The following is a 21,663-nucleotide window of genomic DNA, read 5'->3' on the forward strand; positions in this document are numbered from 1 at the left end:
GTTTAAAACAAAACATCATACAGAAAGTGATGGATAGGAGTTTAAAAAAACCTCCTGATTAAGTGGAAAAATGGTAAAATTAAGAATCTGAATCATAAAGATATAGAAAAGATGGATTGGACGAATGAGGTGTTTGGGGATGATGACACGCAAGGTGAAAATTGTTGGTACAGGATCTTATGTGCCTGGCCGGGTGGTCAAAGCGGAAGAAATTGATAGATTAATTGGGGTGAAAAAGGGATGGTCTGAGAAAAAATCCGGTGTGAAGCAAAGGTATTTTATTGAGAACGAAACAGCGTCATATATGGGAGCAGAGGCAGCAAAAGCAGCGATAGAGGAAGCAAATATATCATTGGGAGATATAGATTGTATCATTAGTGCAAGTGGAACAAATGAACAGGCTATTCCTTGTAATGCCTCATTAATACAAAAACAACTTGGTCTACAACATTCAGGAATTCCTTGCTTTGACTTTAACTCTACCTGTCTAAGCTTTGTAACAGCACTTGATATGATGTCTTATGCAATTGACCAAGAACGGTTTCAAAATGTCTTAATTGTATCTTCTGAGATATCTTCTGTTGGCTTAAACTGGAGTCAGCATGAAAGCAGTATATTATTTGGGGATGGAGCGTGCGCTTTTATTCTTACACATAGTCATGACACCTCAGGAATTATCGCTTCAAAAATGGAAACGTATAGTGAAGGTGTCCACTTATCAGAGATAAGAGGTGGAGGAACAAAAATGCACCCAAGAAACTACAGTGATCAGACTGCGAATGATTTTTTATTTGATATGGACGGTCGATCAATCTTTAAATTATCGTACAAACGATTACCTCAGTTTCTTGAAGGATTATTTGAACGAACTGGACTATCAATTGAAGATATGCATATGGTGATCCCACATCAAGCGAGTGCATCTGCCATGAAGATCATTCGAAAAAAATTGGGTGTAAAAGAAGAACGGTTTATGAGTATTATTGAGGATTATGGAAATGTTATAGCAGCATCTATTCCTCTGGCTTTTCATGAGGCTGTGAAACTTGGAAAATTAAAACGTGGGGATCTTGTTTTATTACTAGGGACATCAGCAGGTTTATCTATTGGAGGTATTGTTCTTGAATACTAGTTCACGAGTATTGGTTACGGGAGCTCGGGCCCCAGTCGCGCTTCATATTTGCAGATTATTTAAGCAATCTGGTGCAGAAGTATATGCCTCAGATTGTACACCATTCCCGCTAACCAAAGCGTCTAATAGTATTAAACGCTATATCTCTACTCCATCTCCTAAATTTAAAATAAAAAATTATATTGAAGCTTTGGTGGAACTAGTGAAAGAGGAGAGAATCGATTATGTAATTCCAACATGTGAAGAAATCTTTTATATCTCAATGTATAAAGATGTTATTGGTAAATATTGTGAAGTCCTAGTGGATGATTTTTCGAAATTAAAAACATTGCATCACAAATTTGAATTTTTAAAAATGGTTGAAACTTTAGGATTTCAAGTACCTAAAACAATGGTCCTTACACAAAATACTATGATAAATGACTGGAAAGAAAAAAATAATCTCGTCATGAAAAAAATTTATTCGAGGTTTTCTGATTCAATCATCTTTTTAGCTTCTATAAAAGACATACCAAATAAGAGTTTCAATGATTCTAGTTGGATCCTTCAAGAAAGAATTAATGGAGAGCAATTTTGTTCTTATGCTATTGCAAGAGATGGGGAAGTACTAGCACATTCTGTTTATAAAAGTAACTTTACAGCTGGATTAGGGGCAACAATATCGTTTGAGCATATAGACAGACAAGATATTGAACAGTTTGTCTGTAAAATAGTTGAACATTTAAATTTCACTGGACAAATTTCATTTGACTTTATTGTAAATGATCATAACAGAGCGATTCCAATTGAATGTAATCCAAGAGCTACAAGTGGGTTGCATTTATTCGATCAAGAGATTGTAGCGGCCTTACTATTACAGCACAAAACAGGTATTCTAACTCCTAAAAAGGGAAAAAGGGAAGCCATAAAGCTAGCTATGCTCTTATTTGGCCTACAACAAGCCCGGGATGTTCAAAAGGCAGTTGAATGGCTGAAGATTGTCATTTCCTATCAAGACATCACCTTTCGTGTAAATGATCCATTACCATACATTTATCAAGTGATAAGTTTAATGAAATTATGGAGAGAGAGTAAAAAAAATGCTGTAACACTGCTGCAACAATCAACTTATGATATAAGCTGGGATGGTGATGAATGATGAAGGTTCTTGTTACAGGTGCAACAGGCTTCTTAGGGATGAAAGTAGCAAACCGCCTTGCTTTGATGGGGTATAAAGTAACAGGGACTGGTCGAAATGAAAAGATTGGTGACAGCTTATCAAAAAAAGATATTCGCTTTGTCAACTGTGCATTAGAAAATCGGGATCACATGCTTGCTCTTTGTCAGAACCAGGATTATGTGATTCATTGCGGGGCTTTTTCTTCACCTTGGGGGAAATATAAAGATTTCTATCAAGCAAATGTTGTTGGGACAAAGAATGTGATTGATGGATGTATAAAATGGAAGGTGAAGCGGTTAATACATGTTTCAACACCGAGCGTCTATTTTTATTATGATGAAAGACTAGATGTGAAAGAAGATGACGTGCTGCCAAGTAAATTTGTTAACCATTACGCTAAGACTAAATATCTTGCAGAACTTGAAATAGACAAAGCATTTCAACAAGGTCTTGCGACAATTACAATTCGACCTCGCGCTTTATTCGGACCAGGCGATCAAGCTATTTTCCCTCGATTGATTAAAGTATGTGAAAAAGGAATATTTCCGAAGATTGGTTCAGGGAATGTTGAAATTGATATGACGTACATAGATAATGTAGTGGATGCATTACTATTATGTTTATCATCAGGTCATTCTACACTTGGACAAAAATACAATATTACAAATGATGAACGAGTAAACTTATATAGCATGATTGAATCGGTTATGGAAAAATTAGGTAAGTCCTTTTCGTATAGGAAAATCTCCTATCAAAAAGCATTTTTTTAGCGACCGCAATGGAGTATGTGTCTACCTATTTGCTAGGTGGAAAAGAGCCTTTATTAACTCGTTATACGGTTAGCGTTTTATCACAATCTCAAACACTTTCAATTGAAAAAGCCAGAAAAGAACTAGGTTATGAACCAGTTATTTCAATTGAGCAAGGAACTAAAGAATTTATTGAATGGTGGAAAAATCATGCGAATTGAAATGTTGAAGCTCTTTGAATGTGGATATTGTACACATCCTGAAAAGATCGTCAATCCAAAAAGATCAATAAAGAAAATCAAGTTTCCTGCTATAGTAGCTTTGTTGAAGCACCCTACGAAAGGTTACATCTTATTTGATACAGGATATTCTAAGAGATTTAAAGAAGCAACCAAGTCTTTTCCTTATTCCATTTACGCAAAATTAACTCCTGTAAGCTTTACTGAATCAAAATCGATTAAAAATCAATTAATGAAAGAAAGTATTAACCCTTCCGATATCCGTCATATTATCCTTTCTCACTTCCATGGAGACCACACAGCAGGACTAAGCGATTTTCCATCTGCAACAATACTAACCTTTAAAAAAGCCTATGATCATATTAAGCAATTTAATAAGATAAAAGCTTTAACAAAAGGATGTTTAATTGATTTACTACCAAAGAATCTTCATGAACGAATGGATTTTATTGATGAATCACCTGAAATATCGTTAGATGATCAGTTTCAACCATTTCAGGAAGGATATGATGTGTTTGGGGATGGATCCCTTTTTGCTGTTGATTTAACAGGTCATGCAATCGGCCAGCTTGGACTTTTTGTTTTCTTAAAAAGTGGGAAGCAGCTATTGCTTTGTGCTGATGCTGTATGGCAAAGTGAGGCATATGAGGAGTTAATATTTCCTCATAAAATTACTAGTTTGCTAATTGAAGATATTCCTTTTTATAGGGAAAATATAAAAAAGCTTCATCAGCTTTCAAAAAATTCACCTGGGATTGACATTTTGCCAACCCATTGTCAAAAAACATGGAATTTGGCGAAAGAGGGTTTTAAGTATGAATAAATTTTTACTATTAAAACAATATACGCTTTCGAAGTATATAAGGCGATTTCCTTCCAGTAAAGCTTTAAAAGCTTATCAAAACAAAAAAATAAAAAAGCATTTAGCGTTTGTTTTAACACACTCTTCCTTTTATCGGAACTTTTATAGTGATCATCTTCAAAAGGTTAATTGGGAAACGTTACCGATTATCACAAAAAGAGAAATGATGGATCATTTTAATGAAATAAACACGGCAGGTGTAACGAAAGAAGAAGCTTTTCAATTAGCCATAAAAGCTGAGATAACGAGAGATTTTTCCCCGAAGATCGATCAAATTTCGATTGGTTTATCCTCTGGAACAAGTGGAAATCGTGGATTGTTTTTAGTCAGTGATAAAGAATCTGCGATGTGGGCTGGAGAGGTACTAGCTAAACTTCTTCCAGGAAGTTTAATGAAAGAACATAAAATTGCGTTTTTTTTACGTGCTAACAACAATTTATATGAGTCAACAAATAGTAGAAAAATTAGCTTTCACTTTTTTGATTTAGTTGATGATATTAAACGTCATATGAGTAGATTAAATGAATTGAAGCCGACTATTATTATTGCACCACCTTCTATGTTGCGAATAATCGCAGAGTGGAAGGGAAATAACCTTATTAATATTACTCCCCAAAAGATCATTTCTGTTGCAGAAGTATTAGAGGACGTTGATAAAGATTATATTGAAGCTGTCTTTCAGCAAACTCTGCACCAGGTTTATCAAGCAACAGAGGGATTTTTAGCAACAACCTGTTCATACGGTGTTCTTCATATGAATGAGGATTTACTTGCTATTCAAAAAGAGTATTTAGACAAGGATAAAGGGATTTTTGTGCCAATCATCACCGATTTTACTAGGAGAACACAGCCATTAATACGATATAGATTAAATGATTTATTAATAGAAAGGAAAACGCCATGTCCATGTGGATCACATTTTTTAGCTTTAGATCGAATTGATGGACGATGTGATGATATCTTTTATGGCGTACATGAACAAACAGGGAAAAAACACATGTTATTTCCAGATTTCATTAGACGAGCGATCATGCTTTCTTCGGACGATATACTTGAATATAAGGTCACACAAAAGGAACTCCTTATAATCGAGATCAAGCTTAAAGTTAAAAGTGAAAAAGCTGGAATAGAAGCAAAGGTAATGCTTGAACTGAAGAAATTATGGAAGGAATATCTGCTTGTCATTCCTCAGTTTACATTTTCAGAATATGACTTAATTACATCAGGTCGTAAAAGAAAGAGAATCGAAAATGCTGTAAAGGAAAATGTCCACCATGAAACTATATGATGTGACAACAATTGATGAAATTGATTGGGAAAAGAAAAAAGACGGTGAGATGATCAAACAATTTTTTGAGCCTTTGATTAGGAATGGAAGTACATATTTTATGAAAAATGTCCAAACTGACCTTTTTCTATTAGAGATAGATGATATATTGTTACCGATCACTGTTAATAAAAAAGAGTTCAATAATTCCTATGTTACGTCTCCTTTTACACATTATATTAGTTATGCAAAAGAAGAGCTTTGGGAGCTGAAAAATCCAATACTAGAAAAATTGTTTTCACTAATAATCAATTTAATAGGAAAGGTTTTAAAGAGGAGTAATCTAAATAGAGTAGTGATCATAAATAATTGGTTACTTTCAACAAATTTAATGGGCCAATTACTAACGGAAAACCAACTATTAATGGTGACAAATTTTCTAACTATTGCATTTCCACAGCACACTATATTAATACGGTCAATGACAGAAGCTTTACATCGTCCTTTACTTGAAAAATGTCAAACTATTGGTTATCAAAAAATAATGTCACGTGCCATCTATTTGTTCAACCCTACTATCGGATTATCAAAAAAACAAAATAAGACACTTCAACAGGATAAAAAATTATTTGAGAAATATCAATATGACGTAAGAGAAGCAGAAATTGATGATATACCTCAAATAGAGAAAATGTATTATGAGCTATATATTGACAAATATTCTCGTTATAATCCTCAATTTACAAAAGAGTTTTTTGAACATGCTATTTGTCATCATTATTTACAATTTAAACTTATCTGCGATGGAGAAAACGTAAAGGGTGTTGTTGGATACTGGATAAGAGAAGGAGTTCTCACTACTCCTGTACTGGGATATAACACAAAAACTGATAAGAAAGAAGGCTTATACAGGGTTTTATCTTATCTGATAACTGAACATGTTTTAGAACATAAATATCTGGGACATCGAAGTGCAGGGGCAGGGGAATTTAAGCGAAAGCGAGGCTCAATTCAACATATTGAGTATACATATTATTTTCAAAAGCATTTACCTTTTCATAAAAGGTTAGCATGGAGCATTTTAAAAGCAATCATGACATCATTTGTTGAACCAATTGCAAAGAAGAAAGGATTTTAACTAATATTACCATCGAAATGTTGAGTGTTTTTTTGTTACGATCTTTAGGGTATCTGTTTTTCTAAGGAGTGAATCATGTGAAGAAAAACATTGTTATGGTCCTAGTGATCTTATTAGTTTTAACAGGTGGTTTTTTTTCAGGCATCTTTTATCAAAAAATAAGTGATAACCAATCAAATACACCTAAACTGGTAACAAAAGTGCCGGAATCAACGAAGAAACCGAGTGAAAAAGAAATGCCAGAAATTCAAGAAGAAAAACAGAAAGTATTAATTGGATATGTGCAGGATTTCAGAGATCCATCTGTAATTGATTATAAAGAGCTTACACATGTAATTTTTTCATTTGCACACCCTACAAAGGATGGGAGCATCCTTATGAATGGTGAAACAGCAAAAACAAACTTGAAAACAATGGTGAAAAAAGCACATGAGCATCAAACGAAGGTTTTATTAGCAGTTGGTGGTTGGTATCACATTAATGGCGGAGAGTCATATGATTATTTCAAAGCCGCAATCTCAAATAACACCTCTCGAACAAAGTTAGTGGATGAGCTTATAAACATAACAAAAGCAGAAAACCTTGATGGGATAGATATTGATTTTGAACATCCTCGATCAAATGAGGATGCAAAAAACTTGAGTATTTTCATAAAAGCATTGGATGATAAATTATCTAAACTTGATAAAGAATTAACGATTGCTGTTTATTCAAAGATTCATAGTGCTACAGGTACGGAAATTCAATCTGTTGTGTATGACCCAAACATGTTTAAACATATTGATTTTGTAAATATTATGGCATATGACGGTCAATGGGATGGAGAGTATAATGCTGCAAATTTATCACCATACAGTTTTGCAGAAAATATTGTAACCTATTGGTCTAGATTATTTGATCATCTCAATATAGGTAAAGATAAACTTGTATTAGGTGTTCCGTTTTATGCACAACCTGAGAATGTATCGATTAATCAGATGTCATACGGAGCAATTGTTGAAGCAAATCCAGAAAATGCTCAACGTGACAGTGTAAAGTTAAATGGGACAACCTATCATTATAATGGAATTCAAACCATGCTAAAGAAAACAAATCTTGCTGTAGACAATGGATTTGGGGGCATGATGATTTGGGAGTTAGGGCATGATGTTTCAGGAGATTCTAGTCTAACAAGTACCATTTCGAATGAATTGGAAAAAAAGGATGAGCAACAATCAATTTTTGTAAGAAAATAAGAAAAATAAGCTGACACTTCCATCTCTTTGTGGGAGTGTTTTTCTTTTAAAAGGAAAATCTTTGCAATCTGCTTCTGGTGTTGTAAAGCTTACTTATACATCATGTAAATGATTGTACTCAGGAAAAAAGCTTTTATAACCTTTGATACAATTAGTAGAGGAAATGGCGAACGAAACAACGAACAAAGCAATCGTTCTAGGCTGGTTAATGCGCCATCCTGCCTTGATTCAGCCTGTTATAGGTACAACAAAACCCTAAACGTATTTTGAATTGTAAGGATGCCATTCGTCAATCAGAAATCATGACACTTGAAGAATGGTATAGACTTTATACTTCATCAAGTGGACATAAATGCCATAAAAACAAAAGGCAAACGCCTCAATCAGAATCCGTCAAATAAGAGGATTTAGAATAAAAGGCGTTCTTGCATTTAATTCTAAATTGACTAAAGCCTTATCTAAGTGCTCGACTTCCAGCTCCGAAGCATATAACTTATAAGTGCAGTCGCGGAGATTGACGTCGCGTGTTTAAACTAGGCTATTAGCGGCTACCTCAAACAGTACAAAAATTTTTAAAGTCCTAATCAACGTAAAAAAGATAATGTGTAATGGGGGGTTACTCATTATCTTTTTTGTTTAGTTCTTCTCTTATACGCTCATCTTCCTCTATCACACAAATTCGTGTAATTTGTTCATTAAGATAATGTTGAAGGTAATCCTTTTCTTCTTCACAATAATCTTTTTTCATTTGGGAACCTCCTTTTAATGTTGAACTTATTGTTTGTATGAACAGGAGGTGCTTATACTTAGAAAAAAATAAAAGGCCTCAATCGGGCCAATATATGTAAGTTAACAAATATGCTTCATATTAGAATGTGTATATAGGATGGTCTTGAGCTCTTTTTCAGATGCTTCATAAAACTGTCTTCCATCAGGCATTTTAAATACATTATGATCGATTAAGGCCGTAATAATTTCGGACTTTGACTTTTCTTTCGTTATTTCGCACATAAAAATCACCTCATATTTGAAAGCGTTTACAAACATATAATACATAAATTTTGTTCTCATGTCAACTGTCTGTCTTATTTTACATTCTTCTTTACTTTATTACTTATTTCAATGTACATTTTTTATACAGTTTTAGAGAAAATTAGCTATAAAAGGGGGGAAGTCACAATGAAGGGGAAAATATGGATTTTCACAGTTTTCATTTTATTAAGTCCAATAATATTCGTGATATTATTTTCAGATCATTCGGTTGCATTAAAAAATAAACGAGACCAAAACTCTCTTCATGTTTATCTTATTGGAGATTCAACAGTTTCTGCCTATAAACAAAAGTTTGCACCTAAAATGGGATGGGGACAAAAATTAAGTGTTTATTTTAATGATCAGATTATTATTCACAATGCTGCTGTTCCAGGGAGAAGCTCGAAAAGCTTTTATGAAGAAGGGAAATTTGAAAAAGTAAAGAATAAACTAGGCAAAGGTGATTATCTATTTATTCAATTTGGTCATAATGACGCAAAAAGGAAAGATGCAAAACGATATACAGATCCATATACTGACTATAAAATATATCTGAAGAAATATATAGCTGGAGCAAGGGAAAAAGGAGCGGTACCAATACTTGTTACACCAGTCGAAAGACGAAACTTCTCTAATGATGGAATCATATTAGATTCACATGGTGACTACCCTGCAGCAATGAAGCAATTAGCAGAGGAAGAAGATGTCTCCCTAATTGATTTAACCACTAAAAGCAAGCAGCTATTTAACAAATTAGGACCCGAAAACACAAAGCAACTGTTTTTGTGGCTGGAACCACATCAATATCACCATTTTCCTAATGGAAAAAGAGATAACACACATTTGCAAGAGTTTGGGGCAACTAAGATCGCATCATTAGTTGTTGAGGGAATCAAAGGTTTAAATATATCTCTTAAAGAATATGTTAAATCAGATATACAGTGAGAGACTGTTACAAGTATCAGTCTCTTTTTAACTTTAGGCTGTTTTTACAAACTTTATTGCTTTGAATAAGTGCCTAAAATGGTTAATTGGAGCTCCAGGATGATCGTTTTCCGCGGGGCGGGCGGTGAGCCTCCTCGGCGCACAACGCCTGTGGGGTCTCACCTGTCCCGTTGCTCCCGCAGGAGTCTCGCACCTTCTGCTCCAATCAACCTAATCAGTTTATGTTCAATGAACTTATTAAAAAAAATAATCTTTTTAGAAAAGAGCCTTACTTTAAAATATTTTTTAACAGAGGAATTTTTTCTTTTTCCTTGAAATACATATATAAAGCTTTTCTGAAACGAATTATGAAAACGCTTACCTTTTGAGGAGGGAGAAATCATATGTATGTAACTATTGGTCAGCTATTTGAACAATCCGTAAACAAATATGTAAACAAAGAGGCTGTAGTAGACAGTTCTAGAGGTGTACGGTTTACCTTTGAAAAGTGGAATGATGAAGTAAATAAGCTTGCAAATGCCATGCTTACTGCGGGAGTTAGAAAGGGAGACAGAGTTTCTACCTTTTTATTTAACTGCATTGAATTAGGAACAGCTTATTTTGCTGCTGCAAAAATTGGAGCCATTATCAATCCGATTAACTTTCGTTTAAAGGCAGATGAAGTTTCATATATATTATTGGATGCTGCTCCCAAAATCGTCATTTATGAGAAAGGTTTAGAAGAACAAATCACGAAAATACACAATCGATTTCCAACGATTTTATTTTGGTGTATCGATGAAACAACTTCACTTTACGCTTCTTCCTATCAAGACATCATCAAGCATTCTCCAACAACAAATCCAAATTGTGAAATAAGTGAAAACGATACGTATGCCATTATGTATACAAGTGGAACAACTGGCCGGCCAAAAGGTGTTATGCATCGCCATCGAGATATGATTGAACAAAGTTTAATTTGTATCAATGCGCTCCAGATAACATCAAAGGATATTGGATTAGTAACAGCACCAATGTTTCATTGTGCTGAGCTTCATTGCAGTTTTTTACCACGTGTTCATGCGGGAGCAAAAAATGTGATCATCCATCATTTTGATTCAAAACAGGTGCTGAATACGATTGAGGAAGAAAGGGTTACAATGCTTTTTGCCGCTCCAACGATGTGGAATATGCTTCTACAAGAAGAATTACAGCTATTTAATTTAACGTCACTTAAAGTTGGTTTGTACGGTGCTGCCCCAATGGCTCCCGTTCTTGTAAAATCGTGTAGAGATCGACTAGGAATTGAACTTGTTCAAGCATATGGAATGACAGAAATGGGACCGGCTATTGCATTTTTAGAGACAGATGAGCAGTTAACAAAAGCGGGTTCGGCAGGTAGAGCTTGCTACAATCATGAGATCAGAGTGGTCAAGCCAAATGAAGATGGTCCATCTGAACCGGATCATATCCTTCCACCGGGAGAAATTGGTGAAATCATTGTAAAAGGACCCTGTATGATGGTTGGATACTATAACCGAGAAGAGGCTAGTGAAAAAGCGATGTACAAAGGTTGGTATCATTCAGGAGATCTAGGATATTTTGATGAGGAAGGCTATTTATATGTAGCAGACCGAGTTGATGATATGGTGATTAGCGGAGGAGAAAATGTATATCCAAGAGAAGTGGAAGATGCTTTATATGAGCATGAAGGAATTTTAGATGTGGCTGTATTAGGTGAACCTGATGAGTTTTGGGGTGAAAGAGTAATTGCTGTTGTTGTAAAAAAGGATCGAAGCATAACAGGTGAGCAGCTTGATCAATTCTTAAAAAGGTCTGATAAGCTTGCACCATATAAAAGACCAAAAAGATATGTTTTTGTTGATGAGCTACCACGTAACGCAAGTGGAAAAATCCAAAAGTTTTTATTAAGAGAAACAATGTCTCAAAATAAGTTACAATATTAGTTTAAAAGGGAGCAGTATCCTTCTTAAAGGACTGCTCCTTTTTCTATTTTTCGATTCATCATGTAATATTGAAGTTAATATGGTATAGTTATTTAGCTGTTTATAGGAAAGACTAGCATTTAGTACTTTGAAAAGAAAAGAGATGTGATAAACCTTGGCTGATTTCTTACAATTAGGAATACGAAAAGAGATTAATTATACATTAAAATCATTAGGGCTTACAGAGCCAACACCAATTCAGGAGCAAACAATCCCGAAGATCTTGGAGGGGAAAGATGTCATCGCGCAGGCACAAACGGGAACAGGAAAGACCCTTGCATTTGTCCTGCCGATTATAGAAAAAATCGATGTACAGCATCAAGAAATTCAAGCACTTATTTTAACTCCAACACGCGAGTTAGCACAGCAAATTTCAAAAGAAATAAAAAGAATGATTGAAAACATCGAAGGAGTTCATGCTTTGGCTGTTTATGGAGGTCAGGATGTTGAACATCAACTGAAAAAGTTAAAAGGCGGACAGCATATCGTTGTTGCAACACCCGGTCGGCTATTAGATCATATTCGTAGAAAAACAATTGATCTATCGACGGTTCAAATGCTCGTACTTGATGAAGCTGACCAAATGTTACATATGGGATTTCTTCCTGAGGTTGAGGATATTATTTATGAAACTCTATCAACAAGGCAAACAATGTTATTCTCTGCAACGATGCCCAATGAAATAAAATCTCTTGCAAAAAAATATATGCAAGATCCATTGAATATTCAAGTTCAAGCAAAAAGAATAACGGTTGATGAAATCCAGCAAATTGTTGTGGAAACAACCGATCGAAGAAAACAAGCTACATTGCTACATTTAATACAGGAGCATCGTCCATTTTTAGCAATCATATTTTGTCGGACAAAGATTCGTGCTAAAAAACTGCAAGAGGCTTTACTTGCAAATGGTTATGAATCAGATGAACTTCATGGCGATTTAACTCAAGCAAAACGGGAAAAAGCTATGAAACGGTTTCGGGAAGCCAAAATTCAATTTTTAGTTGCAACTGATGTAGCGGCAAGAGGACTTGATGTAGAAGGGGTGACACATGTATATAATTATGATATCCCTCATGATGTTGAAAGCTATATACACAGAATTGGCCGAACTGGCCGTGCCGGTGGAACAGGAGTTGCTTATACACTAGTAGCACCAAAGGATCTTGATTTTTTACGAATGATAGAAAAGGGAATTCATCAAAACTTGGAAAAACAAGTGATTAAGGGAGTTAGTGTTCCTGATCGAGATGATTATGAACAAGAAAGAAAAGAGCAGATTAAAAAATCTAGACGTCTAACTGATAGTGGAGGTAAAAACAGAAGAGGAACAACTGCTACTGGTGGAAGAAAATCAGCTGAAAATCAACAGAGGGATAACAAAAGACCGCTGTCTAGAACTCGTAGATCAAAAAGAAAATAGTAAATGTAGGGTATCATGATGAGTGATACCCGTTTTTTTATTTGGCTGTTTTGGTATACTTTGTTGTTTTTTAATGCAGTGTTAAATGTGAAAACAAGTTCGTTCCACTGCGATCCAGACACTTGCTTTCCGCGGGGAGGAAGGCGAGCCTTCTCAGCTTAGCCTGCGGGTCCGGCCATTCCTCTTCCACTGCAGGAGTCGAGTGTCTTCCGCTCCATTCCACTATAGAGTTAAATAATATTTAAAAGCCAATCTTTGCAAAAACAGCCTTTTATTTAAAAAGTAGGAAAATATAAATTTAATGTCTTGCTCAAGCGCCTAGCCATAGATCTTCTCGAAAATAACTACCTCTTGGGTCTAGCCAATATGAATTGAGGTAAAGTACAACCTTCTATTCAAAAGTGTTTTATTCGCTCTAGGCTGATCAAGGTGCTTGCGCTTTTCTTATTTATTCAAGTCTTTTTTTGTGATCTCACTTCTAATTGTAACATCCTTAGAGAATTCAGTATCTTGTTTCTTGTTATTTGGATATTTGTTTTTTCGCTCACGGTTATCGTTTCGGTTTGTCATTGATGTACCTCCTCTCTAATTTTTCAATACCTATTATGCTCTTTGATAAGTGTTTTATCCCACTCTTAACGGGAGTAAGACCCCACCTCAAGCTTCTAGTTCACAATAAAAGTAAGTGGGGGAAAACTTGACTGTAATGTCCGATTAGGTCAACTGACCATCAGGGGGAATAAAGAAACCCCTATTGTCAAAAAAAAATTTTGTTTTGAATACTCAGGTTTTCTTTGAGAATAATAACAACGACTATTTACGATAAGGGGCACATTAATGGATAAGAAATTATTTAAGATCATAAATCAGTTCGCAGGTAGAAATCTTTTACTTGATCGACTCATGGTGTTTGCTTCAAATGAATTACGCTTTGTGTATGGTTTTGTCCTAATTACATTGTTAGTTTTAAATCACTTTAATAAAAAGTTTGTGTACGAATCAATCATTTCAATGATGATTACTTTAAGCTTAAAAAAACTGGTTAATAAAGTAAAATATATACCAAGGCCATTTCTTACACGTAATGCGAATGTCTTATTACCATCCTTGCAAGACTCTTCTTTTTTAAGTAAACACACATTATTATCATTTACTGTTTCAACAACTGTGTATTTGTATAATCGTGTATTAGGAAAAATTTTGTATTTTTTATCATTCCTCGTTGGTCTATCCCGTATTTGGATAGGAGTACATTATCCGTATGATATTATAAGAAGTTCTATAATCGGTTGTATAGTAAGTCTTTTTATAAATAAATCAAATGTAATAAAATCCGGTTAATGCAGAGAAATTGCAAATAATACTTATTTAATTCTGAATTTCCAACAGATAATTTGCATATGAAATAGGCGCTTCATGAATCTTTTTCCACAATGTCAAAAATTTGTCGTTCTTTCGTAATACTCCATATTGACCTCTTAAGTTACATTCAATGAAAAATGGAGTACCTTTATTCGTAATGCCAATATCAAATCCTAGGTCTGAAATATAAGGCCATGTCTTTTCAAGAGTTATAGCAATATCAATAGCTAATGTATTAATTTTTTTTGTTATTTCTGAGATCGAAATTTCATGGTGGATAAAATAATTCTGTAATTCTCCCATCTCTCCACCTCTCCCAATGTTTGTAATGTATTGACCAATAGGAGCTAATTTTGCTACCATTCCACTAATTTTCCAATGGCCAGTACCATCCTTTTGAACGATTACTCTTAAATCAAATGGTCTGTCTTGAAAAGTAGCTAGTGGGATTCTTTCTTGAATAATATAGGAACGTTGTTTAAATAGCTTTTTAAGCAATTTGTTTTCTAACGAAGTATATCGTCTTTTTTTCCAGCTTTTATTAGTCCCATGTCTTTCATAAATATACAGGTTTCCATTCCTCTCTTTTTCTACATGCATGATTCCTTTCCCTATACTGCTATAACAAGGCTTGATAAAAAAACTCTCCATATGATGAAGAGCAAATTCTAAGTTTTTAGCTGACCCTTTTAGAGTTGCTGGCAGGTGCTCAATAAGATGCGCTTCTTGCTCTAACAATTTATTTACATAATATTTACTATTTTTTATTGGAATATAGTTAAATACCTTTGAACCTGATTGCATTAGTTGATGAAGTGTTTGCCTTACTTTTTTATTGTTTAGATTACCACGATTATATATAACTTTTGGGATGTTTATTGTCATTTCAACGAACCGATCGGAAGCATTTTCTCTCATTAATACATTGGTTTTATTGGAAGAATAATGACACTCTGTGGTTAGAAAACAAACCGATCGTTGATAATTTTCTGCAGCATATTCAAATTGGGCATATGATGGGAAAAGTGAGTCTCCATTTTTCATTGATTGATAATGATGTTTTGGAATAAAAATACCAATTATTTTTTTATTCATAAAGTTACTCCATTTCAAATTAGTACTAACACCCATTTTTTACATCATGAATATTGTTAGTTATGGGTAAAAGGGATTGGCAATGCCTTTAACTGGATTTTAACCCTTGAATGACCTACAAGTAATGTATTCGATTTTATGAGAAGAGGTACTGTCATAGTGATTAGGTGAATAATTGATATTCTTTTATCGACTTTAACCTAATATCTTCAATAAAAATGAAATATTATAACTTTATAAAGCAGTATTAGTCATATCATGATGCTATCTTAGTATATTTTGGGAATTTATTTAAACTTACTATCCTCGTTTTTATCGTTCAAAAATATAGTAATTTGGAGATGAAAATATGGACACCATTGTATTTATTGGTTGCTATAAGTCAGGTTCAAGTAGAGATGCAATAACAATCGCAGCAGAAATGGGGTATTTTACTGTCTTATATACAGATCGATTAAAGTTTCTTGAACAAAGAGAAGAATTTAATGAAGTTCACCAAATGGTTTATATAAAGAGTTTAGAAGATAAAAACTTGTTATTAGAAGGTATTGAAAGACTTGTTGAAGATGGGAAAAATATAAAAGCTTGCTTAAGTTTAATAGATCCATTTGTATCAATTGCTGCAAGTATATCTGAAGAATTAAATTTATCAAGGATTACAAAAGAAGCGTTAGATATTATGGAAAATAAGGTCAAGTGCAGAGAGAAACTCAAACACCTTCCTTATACACCAAAGTTTTTCATTTATGAGGAAAATGAACGAACTATTGACGAATTTACCGATTCTATAAAAAAATACTTGCCTTTAGTCCTGAAATACCCTAAATCTAATGGATCGAAAGATGTATTACTTGTTACTACATCTAATGAGTTGAAAAAAGGAATAACACAATTAAAAAGAGCATCGAGTAAAGGTCCCATCTTACTAGAAAAATATATTGAAGGCAATCAATTTTTGGTCGAAGTCATTGTTTACAAAAGAAACTTAACGATTGTATGTGTGCTTGAACAGGAAGTTGCCAGAAAGAAAAGGTTTATTGTATTAGGATATCAGTTCCCAGCACAATTGAGCACAGATCAATATGCTAGTCTTGAGAATGCTATAAATTTGATTATACAGGAGATTGGATTGGAAAACGGCAGTTGTCATTTGGAATTCCGCTATTCCAATGGTGAATGGAAATTAATCGAAATAAACCCTCGCATAGCTGGAGGAGCAATGAATAAGATCGTATTTCATGGCACAGGAATTAATTTGGTAAAAGAGGTACTAAAACTTCATTTAGGAGAAGAGCCTCTAATAGAAATAAATAAAAATGAGTGTGTTTATGTAAGATATGTAACTGTAGAAACGAAGGGGATCCTTCTAAAGGTTACTGGTAAAAATCGAGCGAAGAAATACCAAGGTGTAAAAGAGGTTTATGTGAAACCGCGAAAAGGAAGTATCTTAATACCGCCATTATCTATGGGGGATCGGTATGCATATGTTCTAGCAACAGCACATTCACAAGTGGAAGCTAAGCAGCTTGCGCATAATGCTTTAAGGGAAATCAAATTTATCATCGAGCCGTTATAAAGGGTGATAACATGACTGTTATTGGTATGCTTCATTCACGCAAACATCCTGCAAAAGTAAAGAAGGCATATGCATGTGCGGCAGTTTCGAAAATGGAAGGTGTAGATTTTTTTTATTTTTCATTCGGTACCGTTGATATGGCGAAAAACACAATTAATGGTTGGGTATATGATAAAGGAGAGTGGTTCCAACAGCAACGTGATCTCCCAGATATCATTATTAATAGCAAATCTCCTAAAACTCAAAAGCAAACAAAGGTTTGGGCGTATCTGAAAAAAAGATGTCTATTTACAAGTTATTCAGTAGGAAATAAAGTAAACATTTACCAGAAAATTGTGAAGGGAAAGCGATTTGCTCGCTTTGTGATTCCTTTTATTATTCCAAAAAATGGTGAAGAAGTCATTTCTTATTTTCAAGCATATAAAAAAATGGTGATCAAACCGAAAAGAGGAAGTGGAGGTAAGGGGATCATTTTTCTAGAAAGAATAACTCCCACTCAATTTGTTTTATTAAATGGAGATAAGGAGGAAACCCTTAAGAAAAATGAACTTATTCCTTATCTTGATAAACTATTATTAACAAAATGCTATTTTATACAAGCTTTTATCAATAGTTCAACAAAAGAAGGGCTAGCTTATGATATACGGTTACATGTCCAGAAAAATGGGAAAGGTGAATGGGAAACAACGCTAATTTATCCAAGAATTAGTGGAAATAAAAGAATGATCAGCAATATTACAAGTGGAGGGTATAGAGGAGAGTTAGTGCCATTTTTAAAGGATGAGTTTGGTGAAGAATATTTTAATATTAAGAAATTATTAGACCATTTTTCTATTAGTTTTTCTAAACACTTTGAAAGCCTCTATGACAAAAAGTTTGATGAACTTGGAATTGATATCGGTATTGATGAAAATCAAAAGCTATGGATCTATGAGGTTAATTGGAGGCCCGGCTCGAAGCATCGAGAATTTGATGTGGCAAAAAAACTAATTCAATATGCTCTCTTTTTAGTTAAAAATAGCGGATGAAGCCAATTTATGAACTTTTCTGCACAAATGCCTATAGAAAGCAATAACATAATAGAAAAGTAAATGAAAGGAAGGAAGAAAATGGAGGACAACGGTAAAGTATATCATCAAGGTTCAATATATCATGCAATTCTTGAATTGAAAAAACAACAAGATCTTTTAGGCGGTTGTCCAAATAGTTGTTACAGTAACCTTCTTTCAAAACTTCTTAAAGTGGATACGATTCCGTTATTATTATACACAGAAGACGGTCTATTTTATTTATCAGGATCAGAGGATAAAAATTATAGAAAATGTGAGCATTTTTGTACGCCCTTTTTTAGAATCGAACATGTTGATATAAAAAAGAACTGTTGTACTATTTCACTTCTCCGCCCATTGTCATTAAGTGGTGTTCTGGTGGAGGAAATTTGCGACGTAGAAAGGCTTGAACGAACAAATATATGTGTAAAGATTGACTTATCTTGTTTTTGTGCGGTACAGTGTCTAGATATAAATTTGCTAAAAAAGGTTGTTATTGAGCCTAAATGGTAGTTCGAGTAATACCAGATTATTAGCTCATGGAAAGTGCCTTTGCATAAAGAATATTATTTAATTTTGCTTGATAAAAAAGTTTTTTTTTGTTTGCTTTAACTGCAATAAAATGATCAGGATTTTGATTATTTATTTCGATTAACCAAATCTTTCCGTTTTTGTCAATGCCAATATCAAAACCAAGATTTCCAAGATGATAACCATGGTTCTCAAGGACGGTAATTGCAGTTTTTATCAGTTGATAAATTCGATGGATAAGATCTTTTCTTTCTGTTTTCGTTAAATTAAAAACGGTTTTTAATGTTCTGGATCCAATCTCTGCTTGGCCTCCGGCCGTAATATTGCTAACAATACTGTTTTTCATACCATATCTAGCAAAGAATCCTATATTTTCCCAAATTCCGTGATTATTTTTAACAACAATTACTCGAAAATCAATGATTTGGTTTTCAACTGTAACCAAATTTATGGCTTGCTGAATGAGATAGGAGTCCTTCTTCAATAATTTTCTAAGGAAATTCCTGAAATTCCTCCACGACTTGAAATGTTTTGCGTTTTTAGAATCATGGCCAAATCTGACGAGGACTCCACTTGGAATTCGTGTTACCATCAGGACATATTTTCCTAGACGCCCATTAATAGGTTTAATATAAATGGAAGAATATTTCCTAAGCATATTTCTTACATCTTTTGGTTCTGAATAGATAACAGTCTTAGGTAAATATTCGTGTAAGCTCTGTTTCAAAAGTTGATGCATTTGCCATTTATCAAAATTTGGATAGTTAAAAATTCTTTTTCCAAGTAAGTCATGAAAGTGATCCATTGTTTTTACATAAACAGACCAGTTCTCCGTTAAGCTAGTTTCAACAATTGAGAAAACAGACCTTGGGTAGGAAAAGGTTCCTTCTATCCACATTCTAGATATTGGATTAAATATAAGCCCTGTAATGATTGCTTTTTCTTGATCAATCCCTTCCAAGGAAAAGGCAATGATTGTGCCTCGAATTTTCTCATAATGATGTACAAAGACTGAAAGAAAAGGAAGGGTTTGATGTAACTTTTCATTTGACACTGCAGCAAGAATCCCAATAAAAGGACCAATGATCAGTTTACTTTCTACAAACTGTATTTCATAAGGTAAGTTTATGGGTATATCTAAGGTGTTAATAGCGTCTGATGATAATGAACATTTGTTTTCAGGAATTGAATCAGAGAATTTTGGAGTAACTGTTACTTCCTTTAAGCCATATATAATCCTTATTTTTTTAAAATTTTGAACGGATTTTTTAAAGGTTGAATGTAAAATTATAGAAAGTGAATGCTTCTTATTTGGGTAAATGTGAATCATACATATGCCTCCCTTTTACTCTTATTTATTAGTATATGTTACTAATTTTAATGTGACTGGTTATGTGGAAAATTAGCAAAAAACAGTATATTAGCTGATACATTTATGAAATCGGATAATACACTAATAGTAAAAAACATTGTGAGAGTGTTGTTAAACATGAAAAGCCTATCTCTTAGAAAGGTCGGACCTCTTATAGGTGGTGTTTTATTAAGAGGAAATGCAGATAGTGTCATTAGTAACATTGCAATAAGTAATAATCATAGATTTACAAAAAACACTTTAGTGTTTTATAGAGAACAACTAAAGGTACCAACTAATTTAAATTCCTGTATTATTGTGACTAGTAAAAAAAAGGCTGAAGCTCTGTTTCCAAAATCATATACGATCGTATATGTTAAAAATGTGAGGTTAGCATATTATAAATTTATTCATTATTATCGTAGTTTGTTTCAAATCCCAGTTATAGGGGTAACCGGTACATGTGGTAAGACAACGACGAAAGAGATGATCGCACATATTTTGTCACCGGAAATGAATATCGTGAAAACCATTTTAAGTCAAAATGGACTGTCTCATAATTTAAAATATTTACTTCAGATCGATGATCAAACAGATGCTGCGGTAATAGAAATGGGAGTTAATTCACCAGGCCATATTCTCCATTCCGCAAAGTATTTTAGACCAACAATTGGTTTGATTACGACGATTGGTACGGACCATCTTCAAGGGTTTAAAAGTCACTCAGAATATATACGAGAAAAAGAAAGCATGCTCAAAGCTGTTCATCCGAGAGGAACAATGATATTAAATGCAGATGATCGGCATTCTAGAAAAATCAGAACGCACAAATATAAAGGGAAGATAATTTGTATTGGTCAGGCTGATTTTGCTGATTATAAGATCGTACAGATAAAGTTTTATCAAAAGGGAATGAAATATATTTTATCGTATCGTGGACATATATATGTTGGTTATGTTCCCGGGTTTGGAAAACACAATGTTTATAATGCAGTATTTTCCATAGCAGCTGCAAACTTACTGGGCATTGATATTAAGACTGCCATTGAACGATTAAAAACCTATAAACCGGTTAAAAGACATTTAGAGTTAAGTCTAGGCATTAATAACAGTACAATCATCGATGATACATGGAACACCAATCCAACCTCAATTAAAGCAGCATTAGAGGTTTTGGAGGAGGTATCTAAGGGAAAAAAAACAATTGCTGTTCTAGGTGATATAGAGGAGCTTGGAGCTTATTCGCAGGTTGAACATCAAAAAATAGGGGCGCTTATTGTAAAGCATAAAATTAACTATCTTATCACAATAGGTGATCAAGCAAAAGAAATAGGTACAATGGCAAGAAAATTGGGAATGCATGCAAACAACATCTTTTCTGTGAAAAATGAGGACCAACTTATTAAAGCTTTAGGCAGGCTTGCTGATAAAAATACAATTATATTAATCAAAACTTCCATGAGGAATTCTTTTCGGCAATTACTAAGAAAGCTCAAGTCAACCAAAAATTAAGAGGACTGAATATCAGTCCTCTCG

19 protein-coding genes and 2 pseudogenes are annotated in these 21,663 nt (G+C 33.9%); 16 read left to right on the top strand and 5 right to left on the bottom strand.

The window, feature by feature from the left end:
• Window positions 1-142 precede the first annotated feature (142 nt).
• The 8 genes and pseudogenes from AC4GZ8_RS04160 to AC4GZ8_RS04195 all read left to right on the top strand — a co-directional run.
• Window positions 143-1,132: a beta-ketoacyl-ACP synthase III gene (locus tag AC4GZ8_RS04160; protein ID WP_491080854.1), complete on the top strand. Its 990-nt coding sequence runs from the start codon at window positions 143-145 to the stop codon at window positions 1,130-1,132.
• Window positions 1,122-2,270 (top strand): ATP-grasp domain-containing protein, encoded by a 1,149-nt coding sequence (locus tag AC4GZ8_RS04165; protein ID WP_491080558.1) that lies wholly within the window; start codon window positions 1,122-1,124, stop codon window positions 2,268-2,270. The genes AC4GZ8_RS04160 and AC4GZ8_RS04165 overlap by 11 nt, the downstream gene beginning before the upstream one ends.
• Window positions 2,270-3,261: pseudogene (locus AC4GZ8_RS04170) on the top strand (NAD-dependent epimerase/dehydratase family protein). The gene AC4GZ8_RS04165 and the pseudogene AC4GZ8_RS04170 overlap by 1 nt, the downstream one beginning before the upstream one ends.
• Window positions 3,251-4,102: an MBL fold metallo-hydrolase gene (locus tag AC4GZ8_RS04175; RefSeq protein ID WP_491080559.1), complete on the top strand. Its 852-nt coding sequence runs from the start codon at window positions 3,251-3,253 to the stop codon at window positions 4,100-4,102. The pseudogene AC4GZ8_RS04170 and the gene AC4GZ8_RS04175 overlap by 11 nt, the downstream one beginning before the upstream one ends.
• Entirely contained in the window at window positions 4,095-5,429 is a 1,335-nt protein-coding gene (locus tag AC4GZ8_RS04180) for a F390 synthetase-related protein (RefSeq protein WP_491080560.1), read from the top strand. Before AC4GZ8_RS04175 ends, AC4GZ8_RS04180 begins: the two co-directional genes overlap by 8 nt.
• Complete coding sequence (locus AC4GZ8_RS04185) at window positions 5,416-6,546, top strand: hypothetical protein (RefSeq protein ID WP_491080561.1); 1,131 nt, start codon at window positions 5,416-5,418, stop codon at window positions 6,544-6,546. Before AC4GZ8_RS04180 ends, AC4GZ8_RS04185 begins: the two co-directional genes overlap by 14 nt.
• A 77-nt stretch (window positions 6,547-6,623) precedes the next feature.
• A complete protein-coding gene (locus tag AC4GZ8_RS04190; RefSeq protein WP_491080562.1) occupies window positions 6,624-7,781 on the top strand; it encodes a glycosyl hydrolase family 18 protein in 1,158 nt (385 codons plus the stop codon).
• A gap of 148 nt (window positions 7,782-7,929) precedes the next feature.
• Window positions 7,930-8,182: pseudogene (locus AC4GZ8_RS04195) on the top strand (hypothetical protein); the annotation flags it as partial.
• 215 nt (window positions 8,183-8,397) lie between these two features.
• Here the strand turns inward: AC4GZ8_RS04195 and AC4GZ8_RS04200 are convergent.
• Window positions 8,398-8,529, bottom strand: a complete 132-nt coding sequence (locus AC4GZ8_RS04200; RefSeq protein ID WP_491080563.1) for a hypothetical protein — start codon at window positions 8,527-8,529, stop codon at window positions 8,398-8,400.
• A 101-nt stretch (window positions 8,530-8,630) separates the two neighbouring features.
• A complete protein-coding gene (locus AC4GZ8_RS04205) occupies window positions 8,631-8,792 on the bottom strand; it encodes a Fur-regulated basic protein FbpA (protein ID WP_491080564.1) in 162 nt (53 codons plus the stop codon).
• A 168-nt stretch (window positions 8,793-8,960) separates the two neighbouring features.
• On the opposite strand from AC4GZ8_RS04205, the gene AC4GZ8_RS04210 reads away from it, so the two are divergent.
• From AC4GZ8_RS04210 to AC4GZ8_RS04220, 3 genes are all read left to right on the top strand, one after another.
• Window positions 8,961-9,758: a rhamnogalacturonan acetylesterase gene (locus AC4GZ8_RS04210; protein WP_491080565.1), complete on the top strand. Its 798-nt coding sequence runs from the start codon at window positions 8,961-8,963 to the stop codon at window positions 9,756-9,758.
• A 383-nt stretch (window positions 9,759-10,141) separates the two neighbouring features.
• Window positions 10,142-11,704, top strand: a complete 1,563-nt coding sequence (locus AC4GZ8_RS04215) for a fatty acid--CoA ligase (protein WP_491080566.1) — start codon at window positions 10,142-10,144, stop codon at window positions 11,702-11,704.
• Between the two features lie 154 nt (window positions 11,705-11,858).
• The gene (locus tag AC4GZ8_RS04220) at window positions 11,859-13,163 is read left to right on the top strand and encodes a DEAD/DEAH box helicase (protein ID WP_491080567.1); all 1,305 of its coding nucleotides are present in this window, start codon (window positions 11,859-11,861) and stop codon (window positions 13,161-13,163) included.
• Window positions 13,164-13,607: 444 nt separating this feature from the next.
• Here AC4GZ8_RS04220 and AC4GZ8_RS04225 read toward each other — a convergent pair whose 3' ends face one another.
• Window positions 13,608-13,733 carry a hypothetical protein gene (locus AC4GZ8_RS04225; protein WP_491080568.1) on the bottom strand — a complete coding sequence of 42 codons (126 nt, stop codon included), beginning with the start codon at window positions 13,731-13,733 and terminating at the stop codon, window positions 13,608-13,610.
• 267 nt (window positions 13,734-14,000) lie between these two features.
• On the opposite strand from AC4GZ8_RS04225, the gene AC4GZ8_RS04230 reads away from it, so the two are divergent.
• Window positions 14,001-14,504, top strand: a complete 504-nt coding sequence (locus AC4GZ8_RS04230; RefSeq protein ID WP_491080569.1) for a phosphatase PAP2 family protein — start codon at window positions 14,001-14,003, stop codon at window positions 14,502-14,504.
• Between the two features lie 27 nt (window positions 14,505-14,531).
• On the opposite strand, the gene AC4GZ8_RS04235 is transcribed toward AC4GZ8_RS04230, so the two are convergent.
• Window positions 14,532-15,620 (bottom strand): YheC/YheD family protein, encoded by a 1,089-nt coding sequence (locus tag AC4GZ8_RS04235; RefSeq protein ID WP_491080570.1) that lies wholly within the window; start codon window positions 15,618-15,620, stop codon window positions 14,532-14,534.
• Between the two features lie 349 nt (window positions 15,621-15,969).
• Between AC4GZ8_RS04235 and AC4GZ8_RS04240 the strand changes: the two genes are divergently transcribed.
• The 3 genes from AC4GZ8_RS04240 (at window position 15,970) to AC4GZ8_RS04250 (ending at window position 18,758) form a co-directional block, all read left to right on the top strand.
• Window positions 15,970-17,196, top strand: coding sequence for an ATP-grasp domain-containing protein (locus AC4GZ8_RS04240; protein ID WP_491080571.1), 1,227 nt, complete (start codon window positions 15,970-15,972; stop codon window positions 17,194-17,196).
• Between the two features lie 11 nt (window positions 17,197-17,207).
• Window positions 17,208-18,224: a YheC/YheD family protein gene (locus tag AC4GZ8_RS04245; RefSeq protein WP_491080572.1), complete on the top strand. Its 1,017-nt coding sequence runs from the start codon at window positions 17,208-17,210 to the stop codon at window positions 18,222-18,224.
• 81 nt (window positions 18,225-18,305) lie between these two features.
• Window positions 18,306-18,758, top strand: coding sequence for a CotY/CotZ family spore coat protein (locus AC4GZ8_RS04250; protein WP_491080573.1), 453 nt, complete (start codon window positions 18,306-18,308; stop codon window positions 18,756-18,758).
• 19 nt (window positions 18,759-18,777) lie between these two features.
• Here the strand turns inward: AC4GZ8_RS04250 and AC4GZ8_RS04255 are convergent, their stop codons facing one another.
• Window positions 18,778-20,106: a YheC/YheD family endospore coat-associated protein gene (locus AC4GZ8_RS04255; RefSeq protein ID WP_491080574.1), complete on the bottom strand. Its 1,329-nt coding sequence runs from the start codon at window positions 20,104-20,106 to the stop codon at window positions 18,778-18,780.
• A 159-nt stretch (window positions 20,107-20,265) separates the two neighbouring features.
• On the opposite strand from AC4GZ8_RS04255, the gene AC4GZ8_RS04260 reads away from it, so the two are divergent.
• The gene (locus AC4GZ8_RS04260) at window positions 20,266-21,639 is read left to right on the top strand and encodes a UDP-N-acetylmuramoyl-tripeptide--D-alanyl-D-alanine ligase (protein ID WP_491080575.1); all 1,374 of its coding nucleotides are present in this window, start codon (window positions 20,266-20,268) and stop codon (window positions 21,637-21,639) included.
• Window positions 21,640-21,663: the final 24 nt, after the last annotated feature.

It is taken from the genome of Metabacillus sp. RB-C-LZQ-3-1 (genome assembly GCF_058315175.1).

Coding starts and splice junctions, on each gene's coding strand:
- AC4GZ8_RS04160 (WP_491080854.1), top strand. CDS start 143: ATGACACGCAAGGTGAAAATTGTTGGTACAGGATCTTATGTGCCTGGC.
- AC4GZ8_RS04175 (WP_491080559.1), top strand. CDS start 3,251: ATGCGAATTGAAATGTTGAAGCTCTTTGAATGTGGATATTGTACACAT.
- AC4GZ8_RS04180 (WP_491080560.1), top strand. CDS start 4,095: ATGAATAAATTTTTACTATTAAAACAATATACGCTTTCGAAGTATATA.
- AC4GZ8_RS04185 (WP_491080561.1), top strand. CDS start 5,416: ATGAAACTATATGATGTGACAACAATTGATGAAATTGATTGGGAAAAG.
- AC4GZ8_RS04200 (WP_491080563.1), bottom strand. CDS start 8,529: ATGAAAAAAGATTATTGTGAAGAAGAAAAGGATTACCTTCAACATTAT.
- AC4GZ8_RS04205 (WP_491080564.1), bottom strand. CDS start 8,792: ATGTGCGAAATAACGAAAGAAAAGTCAAAGTCCGAAATTATTACGGCC.
- AC4GZ8_RS04210 (WP_491080565.1), top strand. CDS start 8,961: ATGAAGGGGAAAATATGGATTTTCACAGTTTTCATTTTATTAAGTCCA.
- AC4GZ8_RS04215 (WP_491080566.1), top strand. CDS start 10,142: ATGTATGTAACTATTGGTCAGCTATTTGAACAATCCGTAAACAAATAT.
- AC4GZ8_RS04225 (WP_491080568.1), bottom strand. CDS start 13,733: ATGACAAACCGAAACGATAACCGTGAGCGAAAAAACAAATATCCAAAT.
- AC4GZ8_RS04230 (WP_491080569.1), top strand. CDS start 14,001: ATGGATAAGAAATTATTTAAGATCATAAATCAGTTCGCAGGTAGAAAT.
- AC4GZ8_RS04235 (WP_491080570.1), bottom strand. CDS start 15,620: ATGAATAAAAAAATAATTGGTATTTTTATTCCAAAACATCATTATCAA.
- AC4GZ8_RS04240 (WP_491080571.1), top strand. CDS start 15,970: ATGGACACCATTGTATTTATTGGTTGCTATAAGTCAGGTTCAAGTAGA.
- AC4GZ8_RS04245 (WP_491080572.1), top strand. CDS start 17,208: ATGACTGTTATTGGTATGCTTCATTCACGCAAACATCCTGCAAAAGTA.
- AC4GZ8_RS04250 (WP_491080573.1), top strand. CDS start 18,306: ATGGAGGACAACGGTAAAGTATATCATCAAGGTTCAATATATCATGCA.
- AC4GZ8_RS04255 (WP_491080574.1), bottom strand. CDS start 20,106: ATGATTCACATTTACCCAAATAAGAAGCATTCACTTTCTATAATTTTA.
- AC4GZ8_RS04260 (WP_491080575.1), top strand. CDS start 20,266: ATGAAAAGCCTATCTCTTAGAAAGGTCGGACCTCTTATAGGTGGTGTT.